Source organism: Dokdonella aquatica (assembly GCF_051987395.1).
Taxonomy (GTDB): domain Bacteria; phylum Pseudomonadota; class Gammaproteobacteria; order Xanthomonadales; family Rhodanobacteraceae; genus Dokdonella.
The window spans coordinates 2,632,770-2,651,221 of record NZ_CP197094.1; the positions used below are offsets into that span (position 1 = coordinate 2,632,770).

Here is an 18,452-nt window from a genome sequence, read left to right on the forward strand (position 1 = left end):
GAAGGTACGTGGCATGACGCCAGGCGGATGCACGGTGCCTCGTCAACATGACGCACGCCACCGTGCCATGACCCACGGGTTCTGCCTATGCTTGGCCTCCACGTGCGACGCCGCACCGCTACGGATCCCGTCCCATGCGTACCCCACTGCTCGCCCTCGCCCTGATCGCCGCCCTCGCGGCCTGCCAGAAGGCCGAGACGCCGCCGCCCGTCACGGCCGACAAACCCGCTGCAGCCACGGCGAATGCCGATACCGCGTTCGCCGACCTCTCGCAGCGCGCGCTCGCGGCGTGGCTGCAGCTGTCGCCGGTCAACGCGACGCAGATCGGCGAGCACCGCTACGACAGCGAGCTCGACGATCTCCGCCCCGAAGGTCGCGCCAAGGCGCTGGCCGTATCGAAAGGCCTGCTCGCCGAGCTCGATGCGATCGACGCCAAGGCGCTCTCGCGCGAGAACCAGGTCGATGCGGCGATCCTGCGCAACCAGCTGCGCTACGGCATCTGGGACAGCGAGACCCTGCAGGGCTGGGCGACCGATCCGCAGGTCTACAGCGGCCTCGCCGGCGGCGCGCTCTACAACCTCATGGCGCGCGAGTTCGCGCCGCGCCCGGAGCGCCTGCGCTCGGCCGTCGCGCGCATCGAGAAGCTGCCGACCCTGTTCGCGCAGGCACGCGCCAACCTCGATCCCGCACGCGTGCCGAAGATCCACGCCGAAACGGTCGCCAAGCAGAACAACGGCGTGCTCGGCCTCGTCGACATGTTCATCACGCCGCACCTCGGCGAACTCGACGAGGTGACGCGCAAGCGCGCCGACACCGCGATCGAAGGCCTGCGCAAGGCCGTCGCCGAGCACCAGACCTGGCTCGACGGCACGCTCGTGCCGAACGCGAAGGGCGAGTTCCGCATCGGCGCCGAGGTGTACGACCAGAAGCTGCAGTTCGCGCTGCTGTCGTCGCTGTCGCGCGCCGACATCCGCCAGCGCGCCGAGGCCGAGCTCGATCGCGTGCGCACCGAGATGTACGGCATCGCACGTGGCGTGCTCGCCGGCGCCAAGACCGCACCCCCGATGCCCGACACGCCCGACGAGGCGCAGCAGCAGGCCGTGATCGAAGCCGCGCTCGAACGTGCCTACGCCGAGAAGCCCGCGCGCGACAAGGTCGTCGAGGAGGCCGAAGCCGCACTCGCCTCGGCGACCGATTTCGTCAAGAAGCACAATCTCGTCACGCTGCCCGATGCGCCGGTCAAGATCATCCTGATGCCCGAGTTCCAGCGCGGCGTCGCGGTCGCCTACTGCGATTCGCCGGGCCCGCTCGACAAGGGTCTCGAGACCTTCTACGCGGTCTCGCCGATCCCGGACGACTGGAACGCCGAACAGGTCGACTCGTTCCTGCGCGAATACAACTCGCGCATGATCCATCTGCTCAGCATCCACGAAGGCACGCCGGGCCATTACCTCGAAGGCTGGCACTCGGCGCGCTTCCCCTCGACGCTGCGCGGCGTGCTGCGCTCGGGTCTGTTCGCGGAAGGCTGGGCCGTCTACACCGAAAAGATGATGGCCGACGCCGGCTACATGGACAACGACCCGCTGTTCCGCCTCGTCCAGCTCAAGTTCTACCTGCGCACGATCGCCAACGCGATCCTCGACCAGGGTGTGCACGTGGACAACTGGACTCGCGAACAGGCCATGGACCTGATGGTCCGCCGCACCTTCCAGCAGGAACGCGAAGCCGCCGGCAAATGGATCCGCGCGCAACTCACCTCCGCACAGCTGCCGACCTACTTCGTCGGCGTGCAGGAACACTTCGACATGCGCAAGGCGGCGGAGGCCAAGCAGGGCGATGCGTTCAACCTCAAGGCGTACCACGACAAGGTGCTGTCGTACGGCGCGCCGCCGGTGCGGTTCGTGAGGCAGTTGATGCTGGATGAGGCGATCCAGTAGCCGGATTCCGGTACGTCCGTTGGGAGCCGTTAGGTTCTCGGCGGCACTCCCCGGTTGCGTCGCACGGCTAATCAGATGAACAGGTGCGCGGTACGCTCGTAAGGTTCCGATTGTTGATTGCGCGATCGCATCGGGGGCTTCGTCGTCGATCACCGTGGATTGTCCATGAAATCCTCACGGCGTCTTGCGGCGTGGATGGGGCAATATCACCGCTTGCCAGCGGTGACACGAGTGATGCACCGCTGTTAAACAGATATCCGCTCGGCGCACTCAAGGCATGCATGGCGTCTTGATCGGGTAACCTCATGTTCGACATTGGGAGATCGCCTTGACAGTCTCGTCAGACTGCGTGATTGTCTCTTCTTGGCCCGCTATTTGCGCGATATATGTAGTTGGGCGCTATAGGGAGACAACGGCGCATGGACAAGACGCTCCGTCTAGCACTGAACAAGTACAGCCCAATCCCCCTGAGGCTACGGAGCAGCCCGAAGGTCGACAGCGCTCGCTCCGAGTTGACGGTGGGGTTGGCGAGTCTCTATCACCACTATTACCTTGACTCGTTTGGTGTAGCGCCGCCGAACCCCGATCCAGCTCAGTTTGAGCACGCCTCCTTTCTGTTGCCTTGTAGCGAGTTCAGGTTTCAGGGTTCCGGTCTTGGTGTCTCGCCCGCTATCAAGTCTCACCGGTCGAACGAGTTGGGGCAGGCTTTTTGCCGCTGGTTCTTGTACGAAAACCTAGATGTCACATACTTCGCTCATCTGCCGCAACTGCTAAATCGCCAACTGCAAAGACCATTCCAAGGCCTCAGCATTCAACGGTCTGCGCCGGGAGACACTCCGGACTATCTGTGCGCCGACGCTTCAGGCCGGGTATTGCTAGCGGAAGCAAAGGGACGGTATTCGCCCATCAGTTTCAAAAACAAGGAGTTCGAGGCTTGGAGGAAACAGTTCGGTCGAGTGCTGCTCAAAGACGCCAACGGCGTGGAGCGCATCCTGAAAGGTCATATCGTGGCCACTAGATTCGCGACAGAGTCGGACAGCACTCGCTTGCATACAACTATCTGGGCCGAAGATCCGGATAGCCAGGGCAGTCAGCCTCTAGATTTTGAATCTTCGCCACCGTTCGCACAGGCAACGATTGCGGCTCACTTCGGAAGCGTCGCGGCGAAACTTCGACAACCGCTTCTTGGTCAAGCACTGACAAGCGGAGTTGCTCTGCCCGCCGAGATACGGGTCCTCGCGGTCGCTTGGAGAGTTGTAGTAGGGCCACTTCAAGGCACGCGTTTCGTCGGTGGGTACTTCGCTAGCGAAGGCAGAAGCGCCGATTTTCAGAGGACCGAAGGCGGGAATCTCCACACTACAGTTGATCCATTCCGTCTAGATGTCCCATCGTTCACATTCTTCGGGGTTGAGGAGACGATCTTTCGTCGGGTGGTTGAGCTGGCTCGCTCTCCAGAGAGCCAGAATGGTCGCAACTTCCCCACCTTTGAGAGGACTGATTTTTTCTATAGCGGCTTCAGCGCTCTCCGTGACGGTAGCGCTGTCGGACCGCTCGAGTTCTTCTCGCCCGACGAACGACTCGTCCTCTAGTCGGCGCGAGAATAAAGCCCAACCCATCCCTCAACCGGAGGGCGGTAAGCCCCGCCTACAGCACGTGATGCATTAACTCAGTCCGGGCTTGCGGCACTCGCCTTCGCAGTCCGGTCAGCTCAAACGTTCGGGCGCACGAGGAGGTGTACTGAAATGGAGGTTATCAACAATCCGTGGTTTATCGGCATCGGAGGGGGTATTTTAAGCGGCCTGATCGTTACACTAATTTCAAGAATGGTCCTGTCACGCAGAGACAATCGCGAATATGCACAGAAGGTTCTTGGCGCCAACCGTGAAGTGATTTATGCAATCAAGCCTGGGATATCTGAGGGGCTAATACCAGCCTCCGAGATCATTCAGTCTCTGATTGAGGCTACCGCTAGAAAGTATGGAGTGGAAGCAAAGAACTTGTATCGAGCTTCTGAAATCGCTCAAGAGCTAATGAAGGAGGTCATGGACTCAAGTTTCATTTCTGCGAAAACGAAAGAAGAGTACTGTGCTCAGCTGGCTAGGTTGGTAGCCGCACCTTCTACGCAACCTTCAAGTACTCATCAAAAGCCGAGAGACGAACGTCCCTCTTCCGGAATGGAAGAATACCGATCTCGCATGATCTCAATGATGAGCATCATGATGGGCATGGGCGCTGCTTCTATGACGCTATTTATGGTCCTATCAAAGAACGCGCCGTTCGCATCTCTAACATTTGGCTCAGGCCTGTTCTCAGCCATCTTTCCCGCGATAGCGGCAATGCTCGTGGTGGTTGCTGCAGCAGCTGCAGCGATGTCTTTCACTAGAATTCAGCGAAAGCACCTAGAAGAACGCGAAAGACTGAAGAGAGAACAGACCAAGAAGAGTCAGGCCGGCGCAGCCTAGCAAGTCAATTGGCTTGACTCCGCTTCGCCGCGCGGCTTAATTTTGGCTTCAGAGCGCACCAAAATCGGCGCACCACCATATTCTTGCGATTGAAGGGGGGCATAGATGATAAAATACCAAATATTCGTGAGCTCTACATACGATGACCTCAAGGAAGAAAGATCTCAAGTTATAAAAGCCATTCTTGAGATGGGGCACATTCCAGTAGGAATGGAGATGTTCAGTGCCGCTGATGAAGAGCAATGGAAGATCATTACTCGACAAATCGACGAGACGGATTACTACGTAGTAATCATCGGGAGCCGGTATGGCTCCATCACGAACGGCATCAGTTACACGGAAAAGGAGTATGACTATGCAGTTGCAAGAGGAATTCCTGCATTGGGATTTATCGTCGATTCCAGCATAGAACCACTTGCAAAAAACACAGACAAGGAAGAAGATAAAATCGTCGCGCTCGCCAAATTTAAGGCGAAGATAAAACAGCGCCCGATTGGTTTCTGGAAGACGGCCGACGATCTTCATGGGAAAGTTTCAATCGCATTAATGAAGGCATTTAACACTACTCCTCGTATCGGCTGGAGCAGATCAACGGGTGTTGCCGGTCCTGAAGTCATGCAAGAGTTATCAAGACTCTCAAAGGAAAATTCTGAACTTCGTAATCAGTTGAGCGTTGTTCAGAATTTAGGGGCTATAGATCGCCGCGCACACTTGCAGGCGCGGATTGACACGCTCAAGTCTATTAATAAAGTCCTGAGTCTTAGAGAGCGCGGAAAAGCAAATTGGGATATACATGTTGAGTTGACTCTTTTTCACATATTCTCTCAACTCGCGCCGGAAATGATGGTCGAAATTTCCGTTAATACCGCTTCCACATTCCTCGGGATTATGAACAAGCCAAAGGACGAGCTGGAGCTATCGCCAGATGCCCCTATCGGCTTAAATCGTGTCAGTCTGCTTTTCGCAGATCTTGCATGCCTTGACCTAGTAGAGCCGAGCAAAAGAAAGCATCAAGTAGCTGACAAAGAGTCTTACTGGTCTCTAACTCAGGAAGGTATTGATTTGCTAAAGCTACATCGCGCCATCCGCCTTGAGGCTGAAGCCGCCAAGGCAGCGTCTCATACATCCGTTAAAGAGCAAAATACAAGAAAAACTAGCAAGGGCCTGGGCATAAAGAAGTCGTCAAACGCGTCCTAATAATTCATTTAAGCCGACACGTTAGCTCCTTCGCTTTAGTGGATACCCTGACCTAATGATCAGGAGTGTCCACGCCCCGTCCTGGTCCGCGCACTACGTATCGTTACAGCGAAAAGTTCAAGGGGGCGGCCGTGCGGCTCAGCGAGCTTCCGGTGTTTCCGTGCGAGAAGGTCCCGAGTCGCATTATGTCCCATCCGTCATGTTGTCTCTTGGCCTAGGTCAGTACGCACGCGAGGACGAGATCATGAGCAAGAAATGTCGCGAAGGAAGCCTTTGCAGGCCGATGTGTGAAGATGCATGCGCATCAGATCGAGGAGTGGCGCGATGAAAACCTTATTGCCGGTGCTCTTTCTCGGGTTGGCCCTGCCAGCCAGCGTCGTGGCCGAGGAGCTTCGATTCGAGTTGTATGCGGGCGGAGACGTGAAGCGTGTTCTATTGGCATCCGGATCGAAGCAGTATTCGGCTGCGGATTTCGATGTTTCGCGAGAGGAGCGGGGCGGTCGCGCTTACGGCACGAGGAAGGTCCTCGAGCTCCATGACGGATTCGGGGTGGGGATCCTCGATACGTACAAGAACGCGGGTGGCTTCGGCCTCACGGTCGAGCACCTCCCTGTCGGATCGCATCCGAACGAATTCAGTTGGGAGTGGTACGACCCCACGACCGGCAATGAATACGTCAAGCGCCAAGGCCGTACGAAGATCGCGGTGACGCTGGAGGGTTTGCCCGTTGCGTCGGAGGTCAGGACGATCCGCTTCCTCGAAGATGCCGAGTTCCGGTATACGGCTGACACCTGCTGCGATGACGGTGGCAAAGGTTCGACCCACGTCCTTCGGATCCTGGCGGGGAGCGTTCTCGAGTTTCCGCGCTGAGTCGTCACGAAGGAGGTGCGCATGACGATCCCGTCTCATCCCGTGCTTGATGCCGCGCTCGTCGGTACCTACCCCGCCAGTGCCAAAGCCGGTGGTGGCTACGTGTGGGACGCGGTCCTCGAGTATCGCGTGTGGTGTCATCCGGAACGCGGTGCGCCGGATCTCATGGACGGTAGCGACTACTACTATCCGTTCGAGACGGTCGAGGAGGCGCTCGCGTTCTCGCAGGAGACGCCTGGCGCCGAGGAACCGCTGGCGCTGATCGTGCTGGAGGAGTACATCGACGAGCCTGAGGCGGGCACCTACGTGCACGTCAAGGAGCGTCGCGTGACGGACTGGCCCGTCGGGTTTCTTTCGCGTCCGCGGCGCACGCCGCAAACGATTCCGGACTTCATGGCGCCCGATGCGCCGCCGAATAGACTCGATATCCTGCACGGTCTCGCTTGATCCCACCGAGGGCAGTCCCATGGCCGAGAACAAGACCAAGGCAACCGACTCCAGCGTCGAGGGCTATATCGCCGCGCGAGCGAACGCGCAGCAGACCGCCGACAGCCAGGCGCTGATCGCGCTGCTCGGCAGGATCACCGGACAAGCGCCGAAGATGTGGGGGCCGAGCATCGTCGGCTTCGGCTCGTACACGTACACCTACGAGAGCGGGCGCTCGGGCGAGGCGCCGCTGGCAGGCTTCGCGGTCCGCGGGCGCGAGCTCGTCGTCTATCTGGACTGCGAGGACGAGGCCGGCGCGAAGCTGCTCGCGAAGCTCGGCAAGCACAAGATGGGCAAGTCCTGCCTGTACTTCAAACAGTTGGCCGATCTCGATGCCGGCGTGCTCGAGAAGCTCGTCAAGGCGTCGATCGCGAACGTGAAGAAGAAGTACGGTTAGGCGTTCCGGATCGCGGGCTTGGGCTGGGGTCAGGTCCATTTGCTCTGAAGTGTAGTCCGTCACCGGGGCATATGTCGGAAAAATAAATCGCCCCAGCTTTATAAGATTAACAAGTAGAGTGCATTTTTATTTTACGGAGCGTAGTAATTATATGGAACTTATTGGCGGCCTCGCAACTGTAGTCGCACTCATTGCAGATTTTTCATCTCAACGCCGATCTGGGAAGGAAGCTAGTCTTGAGGACTTCAAAGCTTGGCTGGCAGAGCAAAGGCATCATGAAATAATTAAACTTTTGGAATCCAATCTTGTTACTATTGTAAGTATGAAAGCTGTTTTGAACGAGTCGCACTCGAGGATCGTTGATCTTCAAAGACAGCTTGAAATGCTTAAGCGAGACCAACCTGCTACGTCGCTAGTGCAAACGCAGGCGAAGTCGGACGCGATAGAGGTCATATACCTTGGCTCTAATAATAAGTTTGTAGGCACCGATCGAGATCTGGATGAGTTAGCGACTAGATGTGCAGTACACACTATTGAGGGAAAGGTGATTGAATTTACGGTCCTGCTTCAGGAAACTGTTCTGAATGTAGTTCCGGACGATCCTCTGATTATCCCGAGATACGAGAAGCATAGGGCTGAACGCGCACGTCGACTTAAATACCGACTAGAGCTTCTTACGTCTCAGGACGTGCATGAGTGGTGGGAATATTTTCTTGGTAGAAAAGAATATTGGATTTCTGCCATTAAGGCGCTTCTTTCAAGGGCTGATATTTCCGCTGATGGAAACGTTACCGGATTGACCAAGATTGACGTTTGGCGCACAGATAAGCCTGGATTGAGCGCGCCTGTTTATTTGAACAAGAATGAGATTTCTGTTGTTCTTGACCATCTGGGTTTCGATTCCACTGCAGATCTTCGGTTCGGGGCTGACTGGAGATCGGCTATAGATCTGCCAATTGATATTATTGTTGGTCATATAATTCCAAGCATTATTGTTCATTTTGATTTGCGATCTGTCTCACCAGATGGGAACGTTTTAGACTTGGCTACGTGGCATATTGGAGAGGGGTAAATAAGAGCGGGCGCTCGGGCGAGGTGCCGCTGGCGGGCTTCGCGGTCCGCGGGCGCGAGCTCGTGGTCTATCTGGATTGCGAGGACGAGGCGGGCGCGAAGCTGCTCGAGAAGCTCGGCAAGCACAAGATGGGCAAGTCCTGCCTGTACTTCAAACAGCTGGCCGATCTCGATGCCGGTGTGCTCGAGAAGCTCGTCAAGGCGTCTATCGCGAATCTGCGTCGTCGCCACGGATAGGAGATCCCATGGCAGGCCATGACGCGTGGCGTACGCAGATCGCCTCGGATGTCATACGCGACGGGCTCGGTGTCGAGCTTTTGAACGCCGCCGGCGACGTCGTCGCGGAGGTATTCCGATGCGATGCCGACCACACCGTGTTGTTCCATTCGTACGTGACAGCCATTCCCTTGTACGCCGTGGATCTTCTGCTTGCGAGGGCAAAGGAACGCCTCGATCCCTTCGAGGACGGCCAACCGTTGAGCGTTGACGTGCGAAACGGTTGACCATCGTTCGCCACGATCGGCGTTCGATCGATCGAAGAATCTCCTCTAGGCGCAAGCTTGGTCAGTTCGCTCTTCGTCCGAAGATATCCCGTGTCCCGGAGCGCGGCCATGCCGCGCTCCGGATGACATCCCTCAACGCGCCGCGTTGCTGTTCATCGTCGCGTTGCGGCTCGCGTTCAAGTACTGCGCGGGATCACGCATGTTGGCGGTGTGGCACTGGCCGGTGACGTGGCCGCGGTTGACCGCACCCGGGAGCTGGCCGTTGACCTGTTCGGTGGTGCCGTCCTCGGGATCGCTGAGGACGAGGTCGGTGGCGAACTGGCAGTAATCGTTGGTGTACCAGTTCGTCAGCGTGAACGAGGTCGTGTAGTAGTTGACCTTGGCGCGCGCCGAGTTCGGCACGCCGGCCAGCCACGACGAGGCGCCGCTGTAGGTCAGGTTGCTGTTCGATCCGCACGCCACGCCGAACCAGCTGCCGAGCGTCGCGAGGATGCCCGAGAGGTTGGTGCCCTTGTACGGCGTGCCGACTGACTGGATCAGGCGGCTGCCGGTCGCGTTGTCGAGGCCGCTCCAGTAGAACGCGTAGAGGTGCAGCGAGGCCGCGCCGCCCTGGCTGTGCGCGACCGTGCCGAACGAGTTCCAGGTCGAGCCGAACGTGCGGATGCGCTGCGCGAACTGGTCGTGGCTGCGGTTCTGGTTGGCGTCGAGGAACGTCGAGGCCGTGCTGAACTGCGAGGCCGGCCACACCGCGTTGGAGCAGTAGCCGTGCACGAGCAGCAGGCGCTGGCCGACGCCTTCGGTGACGCTGCCACGAGCCGGGCGCGGGCCCATGGTCATGGTCTCGTCGACGACGATCTCGGCCGGATTGGCCTTCGAACGCAGGTTCGGCATCGCGAGCGCGAGGCGCTTGGCCGAGGCCACGGTGACGAAATGGTCGGGATCCTCGATGCGCAGCTCGCGCAGTTCGAAGGGCGCCTTTGCGCCGCTCAGGGCGATCCAGCGCTCGTCGAAGCCGAGCGCGAGCTGGCCGTCGCGCGGCACGACCATGCCGCCGAGCCAGGCGACCGCCTTGGGCTTGCCGTCGGCGCCGGTGCCCCAGATTTCGCCGATCGCGCGGTAGTGCTGGCCTTGCTTGCGCGCGGTGACGGGCACGCGGATCGACAGGCGGTTCGCCTCGGTCGCGGTGACGGCCGTGGCCTGCTGCGCGCCGATCGCGAGGCTCGCCTCGACCACGGGCAGCAGGTGTTCGGCCGTGCGCACGAAGGCCTTGCCACGCGCGTTGGTACCGCGCACCTCGACCTGCGCGGTGTAGTTGCCGGCGAGCGTGGCCGGGAAATCACCTGCGAACAGGCCGTCGCCGGCGAGGCCGTCGTCGTGGCGGCCGTCGTCGAACATCGCATGCGTCGTGACGCTGCCGTCCGGCGCGGTGACGCGCAGCATGGCCTGCGCGATGCGACCGGCCTTGGCGCCGACGCGCACGTCGTCGCCGGCTGATGTGGTCAGCAGCGCGGTGAGGCCGAGGCGCTCGCCGACGATCTGGCGCGTGTGGGTCTGGTACGAGGCGAGCTCGGTCGCTTCGTCACCTTCGACGAGGAGGTAGCCGTCAGCCGCTGCCGCGCCGCTGCGCAGCTTGAGGCTCCAGGTGTCGCCTTGCAGGTTGTCGAGGTCGTAGCGCACGGCGGGCACGCGTGCCTCGCCGAGCGCGAAATCGGTCGCGAACACGCGCGAGGCCAGCGACTCGGCCGCGACGCCTCGCCCCGATGCGCCGACGAGGTCGACCTGCCAGTTCGCCTGCGCAGGCGCGAACACGAGGAAGCGCAGCGCATCCTTCTCGACCGGCAGCGAGGCCTGCCACGTGCGTTCGCCGCCGGCTTCGCCGGTGAACTTGACGGGCAGCAGCGCGCTGCGCGAGTGGATCGTCGCCTCGGTCGGCGACGGCGCACGCATCGACGCGATCTCCGACGGCGGACCGGCGAGTTGCTTGGCGAAGGGCAGGGCCGAGGTGTCGGCCTGGGCGAAGGCGGGCGCAGCTGCGAGCAGGGTCAACGCGGACAGCACGGACGAGGTTCGAGTCACGGTGTTTCCTCCCTGGAGCGGGTCTCGGATCGACGATCGCGATCGATTCGCGATGCGACGGCGGCGGATCCGCATCGCACGGCGCGCAGGCGATACCCGCTGCGTCACCGCTCCCCACGATGCCGGACCACTCGCGAGACTCGACGCGTGCGCGCGGATTTGCAAGGCGCAGTGCGGCAAGGGGGTTGAGGGAGATGGCGGGTCGATGACCTGCCGATCGACCATCGGCTGTACATCGAGAACGCCGGGTGTCGCGATGTGCGGCGTGATCCAGAGCAAGGACGGCGGCTCACGGAGGAGCACGATCTCCGAACTCGTTTGCGACGCTTGAATGGATTCCGGCTTTCGCCGGAATGACGGAGTACCAAGGTTCACCGGTGCACGGCGAAGCCATGCCCCTACCTTCAAGATCTTTGGGCATCGCGATGCGAGGCGTGATCCGGACGGCAGGCTCACGCAGGAGCACGACACGTCCGACGCGTCCTTTGAAAGGATGTTGCGCTTGAGCCCCTCTCCCTCCGGGAGAGGGGTTGGGGAGAGGGTGCGGGATCGTGACGACGCCTGACCATCGTCGCGATTCCGGACCCTCATCCGCCCCCGGGCCACCTTCTCCCGGAGAGAGAAGGGAAGAACACGCGCTATGCCGTATTGCCGCGAAGCGAGTCGTCATCCCGACACTCATCGCCGGAAGCCCGATGCAGCAACGCTCTCCACTCTCTGTTGCTTTGAATTTTTCCTGGACAGCAGTGGGCTTGACCAGCCGTTCGGGTGTTGAGAGTCGCCGGAATGACGGAGTGATAGGGCTCGCCGACGGATGGAGAAGCGATCACCGCCGTCTCGAACATCGTCCCGTCGAGCGATACCCGTCTGCGCCGGACGTTCGCCGCCGATCCGTCCGCCTGCCCGCATAATGCGCAGCTGATCGAGTGACGAAACGGGACACCATGAAGATTCCGAAGGGTTTGCAGCCGCTGGTCGACGACGGTGTCGTCGACGAGGTGCTGCGGCCGTTGAAGAGTGGCAAGGAGGCATCGGTCTACATGGTCGGCGCGGGTGGCCGTGTGCTGTGCGCGAAGGTCTACAAGGACATGGCGCAGCGCAGCTTCCAGGCGCGCGTGCAGTACCAGGAAGGCCGCAAGGTGCGGGGCAGCCGCCAGGCGCGCGCGATCGGCAAGGCGAGCAAGTTCGGACGGCGCGAGCAGGAGACCGCGTGGAAGAACACCGAGGTCGAGGTGCTCTACCAACTCGCGGCGGCCGGCGTGCACGTGCCGCAGCCGCGCGGCTATTCGCACGGCGTGTTGCTGATGGATCTCGTCGCCGATGCGGACGGCGACAACGCGCCGCGTCTCGGCGAGGTCGAGCTCGACGCCGACACCGCACGCGCGTTCCACACCAGGCTCGTGCGCGACGTCGTGCGCATGCTCTGCCTCGGGCTGATCCACGGTGATCTTTCCGAGTACAACGTGCTCGTCGCGCCGGACGGTCCGGTGCTGATCGATTTCCCGCAGGTGGTGAGCGCTTCGGGCAACAACGCCGCGCGCGCGATGCTCCTGCGCGACGTGCACAACCTGCGCGACACGCTCGCACGCTTCGCACCGGAACTGGCCGACACGCATTACGGCGAGGAGATGTGGGCGCTGTACGAGCAGGGCGAGCTGCAGCCCGACACGCCGCTGACCGGCACGTTCGTGTTCGACGAGCACACGGCCGATGTCGACGCGGTTCGCGACGCCATCGAGGATGCGCGACAGGAGGCGATCATCCGTCAGCAGGGGCGCGAAGCGGCCGACGCCGAAGACTGAGCAGGATCGCGCGGCGTCAGCTGGAACCGTCGAGGCACGGCGGCGAGCGACGCTCGCGCGCTGCCTCGTGGGCGCGTGGCCCCGCGTGCTGCTGTCTGCCGTGACCTGGATGCAGGGGCGCCACGGCGTCGACGATGGAGCGCGGCGATGCGCCGGCGCAATGGATTCGGTTTCGCGGGACTTCTCTTCGCGGCATGGCTCGCGGCGGCACCCCGTGCGCAGGCACAGGACATCGTGGTCACGCGTCTGGACGATCCGGCGCCCAACGGCTGCACGCCGACCGATTGCTCGTTGCGCGAGGCGGTGATCGCCGCAAACGTCGATCCTGCGGCGTACAACGATATCCTGCTTGCAGCGGGTACCTACCAGATCAATGCGACGCCGCTCGCAGTGACCGGCGGCACGCAGTTCCAGGGCGCCGGCAGCTCCCAGACGCTGATCCGTGGCGACGGCGTGACCGATCTGATCACGTTCGATTCGGTGCATCAGCTCGATCTCGCCAACCTGGCCCTCGATGCCCGGGGCAAGCGCGAACTGTTCGCCACCAACGGCAACGCCGTGCGACTCTACCGGCTGCGCGCGCCGAATCCGCTCGGCTCGATCAGGGTCGAGCCTGCGGTCGGAGGAGGCGACTTCGCAGGATCGTTCTGGGTCGGCGAGAGCGAGATCACCGCGCACGTCTCCAGCGTCGGCAAGGCCGACTTCGCGTTGTTCGGTAGTCGCATCGCCAGGCTTTCAGTGTACGGCAACGGCTTTGCCGGCTACGGTGCCACCGACATCCACCTGCACGACTCGATCATCGACGGTGCGCTCTCCGCGGGCACGACATCGGGCGCGTACCTGTCCACCGCCAACCGCGTTCGCATCAAGAGCGTGGATGTCCTCGGCACCAACGGTGGTGCGGAGATCAGAGGGCACCCGCTTGCGGAAGCCGCAGAGCTCGTGGTCGATCGCATACGCTACGAGGGCAATACGCGGCCGATGTCGATCACGAGAATGGACGGCACGCTGAGCCGCAGCGCGTTCATCGACAACGCCAACGACGATCTCGACGACCGCGGGCCGGGGGCCCTCGAAATCGGTGACACGATCGACCTGCGCATCACGGAGTCGCTCTTCGAGCGCAACCGCGGCAGCGCCAGCGCGGGCGGCGCACTGCTCATGGACGGTGGTGGTACCCGCCTCGCGGTGGAGAACAGCACGTTCTCGGGCAACAGCATCGCGGTGTCCGCCGCGGCGCTGCCGGGCGGTGCGCGTGGCGCCGCGATCGGATGGACCAGCGGTATCGATGGATCGACGCTGATCCTGCAGCACGTCACGGTGGCGGCGCCGGTCGCGCTGCCGGTCGGGCTGTCGGGATCGGCGCTCGGCGGCTACGAGGCGCCGGCCGACTTCGCGCTGCGCATTTACAACAGCATCCTGCGCGGCAGCTGCAGCTTCGCGGCCGGCTCGATCGATTTCGGCGTCGGCACCATCGAAAGCGCCGGCACCACCTGCGGCCTGTCGACCGACCTCAACACGGTCAGCGTATCCGGCACCGCACTCGCACTCGGCCCGCTGGCGAACCACGGCGGCCTGACACCGACCTACCTTCCGGCCGCCGGCAGCGTCGCCATCGATGCCGCGAACATCCTGTTCTGCCTGCACGGCGACCAGCGCGGATACCCGCGCCCGCTCGGCTCAGGGTGCGACATCGGCGCGACCGAAACGGGCGACGTGATCTTCGCGAACAGGTTCGAGTAGCGGGCATGCGCGGGTCGGGATGACGCTCGCGGAGCACATGCGGTCGTCGCGATGCGAGGCGAGATCCGGAGCAGGCTGGGCGGCTCACGGACGGGCACGATGCCCGAACCCGTCTCCGACGCTTGAAGGGATGACCAGCGCTGCGCGCTGTCGTAAAGCGCCTCCGGCTTGACCAGCCATTCGGCTGTCGAGAGCTTGGAATGTGCGTAGGGCGGAACCACCGCAGGTGATTCCGCCGTGGACCGCGATGCGATGCCGGTCTCGTGGCGAATGGACGTTCGCCATCTCTTCGCGCGCGGCATGTGCGCGGAGAGTGGGGTGATGGTGTCGCGGGGGATGTGTAGGGAGCGACGTACGATCGTGCGGCGGAATCCGCTGCGCGGGTTCCGCCCTACGGGAGCGGAATCAGGCGGAACCGCCGCAGGCGACTCCGCCGTGGTTCCCGGCGCGTTGCGCGCCGGGAACGTGGTGGATCACGCAGCGCGCGAGGCGCGCTTGCGGTCGTTCTCGGTGAGGTGCTTCTTGCGCAGGCGGATCGCCTTCGGCGTGACCTCGACGAGCTCGTCGTCCTCGATGAAGTCCAGCGCCTGCTCGAGCGTGTACTTGATCGCCGGCGTGAGCTTGATCGCGTCGTCCTTGCCCGAGGCGCGCATGTTGGTCAGCGGCTTGGGCTTGATCGCGTTGACCGTGAGGTCGTTGTCCTTGGAGTGGATGCCGACCAGCTGGCCCTCGTACACGTTGTCGCCCTCGGCGGCGAACAGGCGGCCGCGCTCCTCGAGCGGGCCGAGCGAGTAGGCGGGCGTGGTGCCGGCCGCGTTCGCGATCATGACGCCGTTCTGGCGCTTGGCGATCGCACCCTGTTCCTTCGGACCGTAGTGGTCGAACACGTGGAACAGCAGGCCCGAGCCCTGCGTGAGCGTGCGGAACTCGTTCTGGAAGCCGATCAGGCCACGCGCCGGGATCAGGTAATCCAGGCGCACGCGACCCTTCCCGTCCGGCTCCATGTTCTTGAGCTGGCCCTTGCGGATGCCGAGCTTCTCCATGACGCCACCCTGGTGCTGCTCCTCGACGTCGACGACGAGCTGCTCGACCGGCTCCATGAGCTGGCCGTCGATTTCCTTGACGATGACTTCCGGGCGCGACACCGCGAGCTCGAAGCCTTCGCGGCGCATGTTCTCGATCAGCACCGAGAGGTGCAGCTCGCCGCGGCCCGAGACGAGGAACTTGTCCGGATCCGAGCCTTCCTCGACCTTGAGCGCGACGTTGTGCAGCGTCTCGCGCTCGAGGCGCTCGCGGATCTGGCGGCTGGTGATGAACTTGCCGCCGCTGTGCTCCTTGCTGCCCGCGAACGGCGAGTTGTTGACCTGGAAGGTCATCGAGATCGTCGGCTCGTCGACCGTCAGCGCCGGCAGCGCCTCGGGCGTGTCGAGCGCGCAGATCGTGTCGGAGATGCTGAGCTCGGCCACGCCCGAGATCGCGACGATGTCACCGGCCTCGGCCACGTCGACCTCGACGCGCTCCAGGCCCATGAAGCCGAGCACCTGCAGCACCTTGCCCTGGCGCTTCTTGCCGTTGCGGTCGATCACGCTGACCGGCATGTTCGTGCGCACCTTGCCGCGCTGGATGCGGCCGATGCCGATCAGGCCGACGAAGTTGTTGTAGTCGAGCTGGCTGATGCGCATCTGGAACGCGCCTTCCGGATCGACGGCCGGCGGCGACACGTGCTTCATGATCGCTTCGTAGAGCGGGGTCATGTCGCCTTCGCGCGCGCTGTCGTCGAGGCTCGCGTAACCGTGCAGCGCCGAGGCGTAGACGATCGGGAAATCGAGCTGCTCGTTGGTCGCGCCGAGCTTGTCGAACAGGTCGAACACCTGGTCGATGACCCAGTCCGGGCGCGCGCCGGGGCGGTCGATCTTGTTGACCACGACGATCGGCTTGAAGCCCATCGCGAACGCCTTCTGGGTCACGAAGCGCGTCTGCGGCATCGGGCCGTCCATCGCGTCGACGAGGATCAGCACCGAGTCGACCATCGACAGCACGCGCTCGACCTCGCCGCCGAAGTCGGCATGGCCCGGGGTGTCGACGATGTTGATGCGGTTGCCCTGCCAGGTGATCGCGGTGTTCTTGGACAGGATCGTGATGCCACGCTCCTTTTCCTGGTCGTTGGAGTCCATGACGCGCTCGGCGAGCACGGTGCGCTCGTTGAACGTGCCGGACTGCTTGAGGAGGCAGTCGACGAGGGTCGTCTTGCCGTGGTCGACGTGGGCCACGATGGCGATGTTGCGGAGATTCTCGATGGACATACGGAGGCCTGACCACCCGTTGCCGGGCGTCGCTGGGGGGAAGGGAAAAAGAGCCGCTCGAAGCGGCAGCCGCCCATTATAGCCGGATTCGCGTTACCGCAAAACGTTTCGGTCGGTCAAGCCGCGGCGCGGCATCCGGCGGTCACGGCGACAGCGACAGCAGGCCCGGGCGGGTGCGCGGCGGCTTCGCGGGGGCCGCGCATGGCGAGGCGGGCAGGCGTTCGACGAGGTCGCGGGCCAGCGCCCGCGCGCCGGCGCGGATTTCGGCCAGGCCCGTGCACTCCCACAGCGCGCCGCGCAGCAGGGTGCCGACGATGCGCAGGTGGGTCGAGGCGCTGCCGTCCGGGCGCAGCAGCAGGCCCGAGGCGTCCGCGGCGAGGCCGAGGCCGAGCGCATCGGCACGCGCGATGCCCTCGTCGAGGATCTGCCGCACGAGGCGGTGCTGGGTGTCGCCGACCGAGGTGTTGAGGCCGGTCGCCTGGATCACGAGGTCGGCTTCGAGGCGCAGCTCGCCCGCGCCGCGCGGACGGCGCAGGCGCACCTCGAGCGGGCCGGCCCCGTCGATGCCGGCGATGCGTGCGGCGACGACCTCGAGGCGGCCGGCCTCGCGCAGCGCCTCGATCGCGCGCGTCGTGCGCGGCGGCAGGCGGTGGCGATGCAGGTCCCAGAGCGGGCGCAGGTGGCGCAGGAAGCGTGCGCGGTCGTTATCGGAAAGCGCCTGCCAGAGGCGCGGCGTCGACGGGCGCAGGCCGTCCATGAGGGCGCGCCAGTCGAGGCCGGGTTCGGTGCTGGTCTCGCGCAGCAGGCGCAGCCAGTGACGCAGGTCGGGGCGCGCGAGCAGCGCATCGACGAGATCCTGCGGATGCGCGTACGGCTCGCCTGGGGTGTCGAGGTGCGTGGTCGGGAGGCGGCCGCGCCGCGACACCGCGGTGATGCGCGCGTCGGGCCAGCGCTCGGCGATGTCGAGAATCGTGTCGATCGCGGTCAGCGCGGCACCGAGTACGACGACATGGCGCGGCGACTCGTTGGCCTTGGGCCACTGCCACGGATCGAGTGCGTAGGCGCCGCTGCAGCGCGCCTCATGGCTGGCCTCGGCGAGCGGACTCGGCGGCAAGGCGCCGACCGCGAGCACGACGGCATCGGCGTGCACGTCGTCGCCGTCCCGCGAGGTGACGACGTAGCCGAGCGCATCGCTGCCGCGCACGGCGACGGCTTCGTCCTGCACGGTCGTGAGCGTGTGGCCGCGCGTGCGCGCGGTCTCGACGAGTGCGCCGAGCGTGTGCTCGATGAAGTCGCCGAACCACGCGCGCGGCACGAAATCCGAGCCTTTCGCGTGCGGGTGGCGCGAGCTCGCGTACTGGAAGAACGCACCGACGTCGTCGGCGAACAGGCCCATGCCCGCCGCACGCACGTTGAGCAGGTGGTGTTCGGACTGGGTCGAGTAGGCGATGCCGCGCCCTGTCGAGCGGCGCCCCGCGAACCAGGTGAGTTCGAGGCCGTCGCCCGCGTACTGGCGCAGCAGTTCGCCGAGCACGCTCGCGCCCGCTGCGCCGCCGCCGATCACCGCGATGCGTGTCATGTCGTTCCCCTGGTGTCGGCGCGGCC

15 protein-coding genes are annotated in these 18,452 nt (G+C 63.2%); 12 read left to right on the plus strand and 3 right to left on the minus strand.

All coding sequences use genetic code 11. The features are described from left to right. The first annotated feature begins 134 nt into the window (after nucleotides 1–134). The 10 genes from ACQQ2N_RS11710 to ACQQ2N_RS11755 all read left to right on the plus strand — a co-directional run bounded on the left by ACQQ2N_RS11710 (nucleotide 135) and on the right by ACQQ2N_RS11755 (nucleotide 8,923). A complete protein-coding gene (locus tag ACQQ2N_RS11710) occupies nucleotides 135–1,937 on the plus strand; it encodes a DUF885 domain-containing protein (protein ID WP_440221757.1) in 1,803 nt (600 codons plus the stop codon). 419 nt (nucleotides 1,938–2,356) lie between these two features. Next, the gene (locus ACQQ2N_RS11715; RefSeq protein ID WP_440221758.1) at nucleotides 2,357–3,526 is read left to right on the plus strand and encodes a hypothetical protein; all 1,170 of its coding nucleotides are present in this window, start codon (nucleotides 2,357–2,359) and stop codon (nucleotides 3,524–3,526) included. A gap of 153 nt (nucleotides 3,527–3,679) precedes the next feature. Then, complete coding sequence (locus tag ACQQ2N_RS11720) at nucleotides 3,680–4,399, plus strand: hypothetical protein (RefSeq protein WP_440221759.1); 720 nt, start codon at nucleotides 3,680–3,682, stop codon at nucleotides 4,397–4,399. Between the two features lie 126 nt (nucleotides 4,400–4,525). Beyond that, nucleotides 4,526–5,596: a DUF4062 domain-containing protein gene (locus ACQQ2N_RS11725; protein ID WP_440221760.1), complete on the plus strand. Its 1,071-nt coding sequence runs from the start codon at nucleotides 4,526–4,528 to the stop codon at nucleotides 5,594–5,596. A gap of 324 nt (nucleotides 5,597–5,920) precedes the next feature. Then, entirely contained in the window at nucleotides 5,921–6,466 is a 546-nt protein-coding gene (locus ACQQ2N_RS11730) for a hypothetical protein (RefSeq protein WP_440221761.1), read from the plus strand. Between the two features lie 21 nt (nucleotides 6,467–6,487). After that, complete coding sequence (locus ACQQ2N_RS11735) at nucleotides 6,488–6,913, plus strand: hypothetical protein (RefSeq protein ID WP_440221762.1); 426 nt, start codon at nucleotides 6,488–6,490, stop codon at nucleotides 6,911–6,913. A 19-nt stretch (nucleotides 6,914–6,932) separates the two neighbouring features. After that, nucleotides 6,933–7,349, plus strand: a complete 417-nt coding sequence (locus tag ACQQ2N_RS11740; protein ID WP_440221763.1) for a DUF1801 domain-containing protein — start codon at nucleotides 6,933–6,935, stop codon at nucleotides 7,347–7,349. A 151-nt stretch (nucleotides 7,350–7,500) separates the two neighbouring features. Continuing rightward, nucleotides 7,501–8,421, plus strand: a complete 921-nt coding sequence (locus tag ACQQ2N_RS11745; RefSeq protein ID WP_440221764.1) for a hypothetical protein — start codon at nucleotides 7,501–7,503, stop codon at nucleotides 8,419–8,421. Next, the gene (locus tag ACQQ2N_RS11750; RefSeq protein ID WP_440221765.1) at nucleotides 8,400–8,657 is read left to right on the plus strand and encodes a DUF1801 domain-containing protein; all 258 of its coding nucleotides are present in this window, start codon (nucleotides 8,400–8,402) and stop codon (nucleotides 8,655–8,657) included. The genes ACQQ2N_RS11745 and ACQQ2N_RS11750 overlap by 22 nt, the downstream gene beginning before the upstream one ends. Nucleotides 8,658–8,665: 8 nt before the next feature. After that, complete coding sequence (locus ACQQ2N_RS11755; protein ID WP_440221766.1) at nucleotides 8,666–8,923, plus strand: hypothetical protein; 258 nt, start codon at nucleotides 8,666–8,668, stop codon at nucleotides 8,921–8,923. 132 nt (nucleotides 8,924–9,055) lie between these two features. Here ACQQ2N_RS11755 and ACQQ2N_RS11760 read toward each other — a convergent pair whose 3' ends face one another. Further along, entirely contained in the window at nucleotides 9,056–10,999 is a 1,944-nt protein-coding gene (locus ACQQ2N_RS11760; RefSeq protein WP_440221767.1) for a choice-of-anchor X domain-containing protein, read from the minus strand. Nucleotides 11,000–11,943: 944 nt separating this feature from the next. On the opposite strand from ACQQ2N_RS11760, the gene ACQQ2N_RS11765 reads away from it, so the two are divergent. Both ACQQ2N_RS11765 and ACQQ2N_RS11770 read left to right on the plus strand, forming a co-directional pair. Beyond that, the gene (locus ACQQ2N_RS11765) at nucleotides 11,944–12,801 is read left to right on the plus strand and encodes a PA4780 family RIO1-like protein kinase (RefSeq protein ID WP_440221768.1); all 858 of its coding nucleotides are present in this window, start codon (nucleotides 11,944–11,946) and stop codon (nucleotides 12,799–12,801) included. Nucleotides 12,802–12,948: 147 nt separating this feature from the next. Beyond that, a complete protein-coding gene (locus ACQQ2N_RS11770) occupies nucleotides 12,949–14,544 on the plus strand; it encodes a choice-of-anchor Q domain-containing protein (protein WP_440221769.1) in 1,596 nt (531 codons plus the stop codon). Between the two features lie 473 nt (nucleotides 14,545–15,017). Here ACQQ2N_RS11770 and typA read toward each other — a convergent pair whose 3' ends face one another. Together typA and ACQQ2N_RS11780 are read right to left on the minus strand one after the other, a co-directional pair. Further along, nucleotides 15,018–16,847 (minus strand): translational GTPase TypA, encoded by a 1,830-nt coding sequence (typA, locus tag ACQQ2N_RS11775; protein WP_440221770.1) that lies wholly within the window; start codon nucleotides 16,845–16,847, stop codon nucleotides 15,018–15,020. A gap of 142 nt (nucleotides 16,848–16,989) precedes the next feature. Continuing rightward, the gene (locus tag ACQQ2N_RS11780) at nucleotides 16,990–18,426 is read right to left on the minus strand and encodes an FAD/NAD(P)-binding protein (RefSeq protein WP_440221771.1); all 1,437 of its coding nucleotides are present in this window, start codon (nucleotides 18,424–18,426) and stop codon (nucleotides 16,990–16,992) included. Nucleotides 18,427–18,452 lie beyond the last annotated feature (26 nt).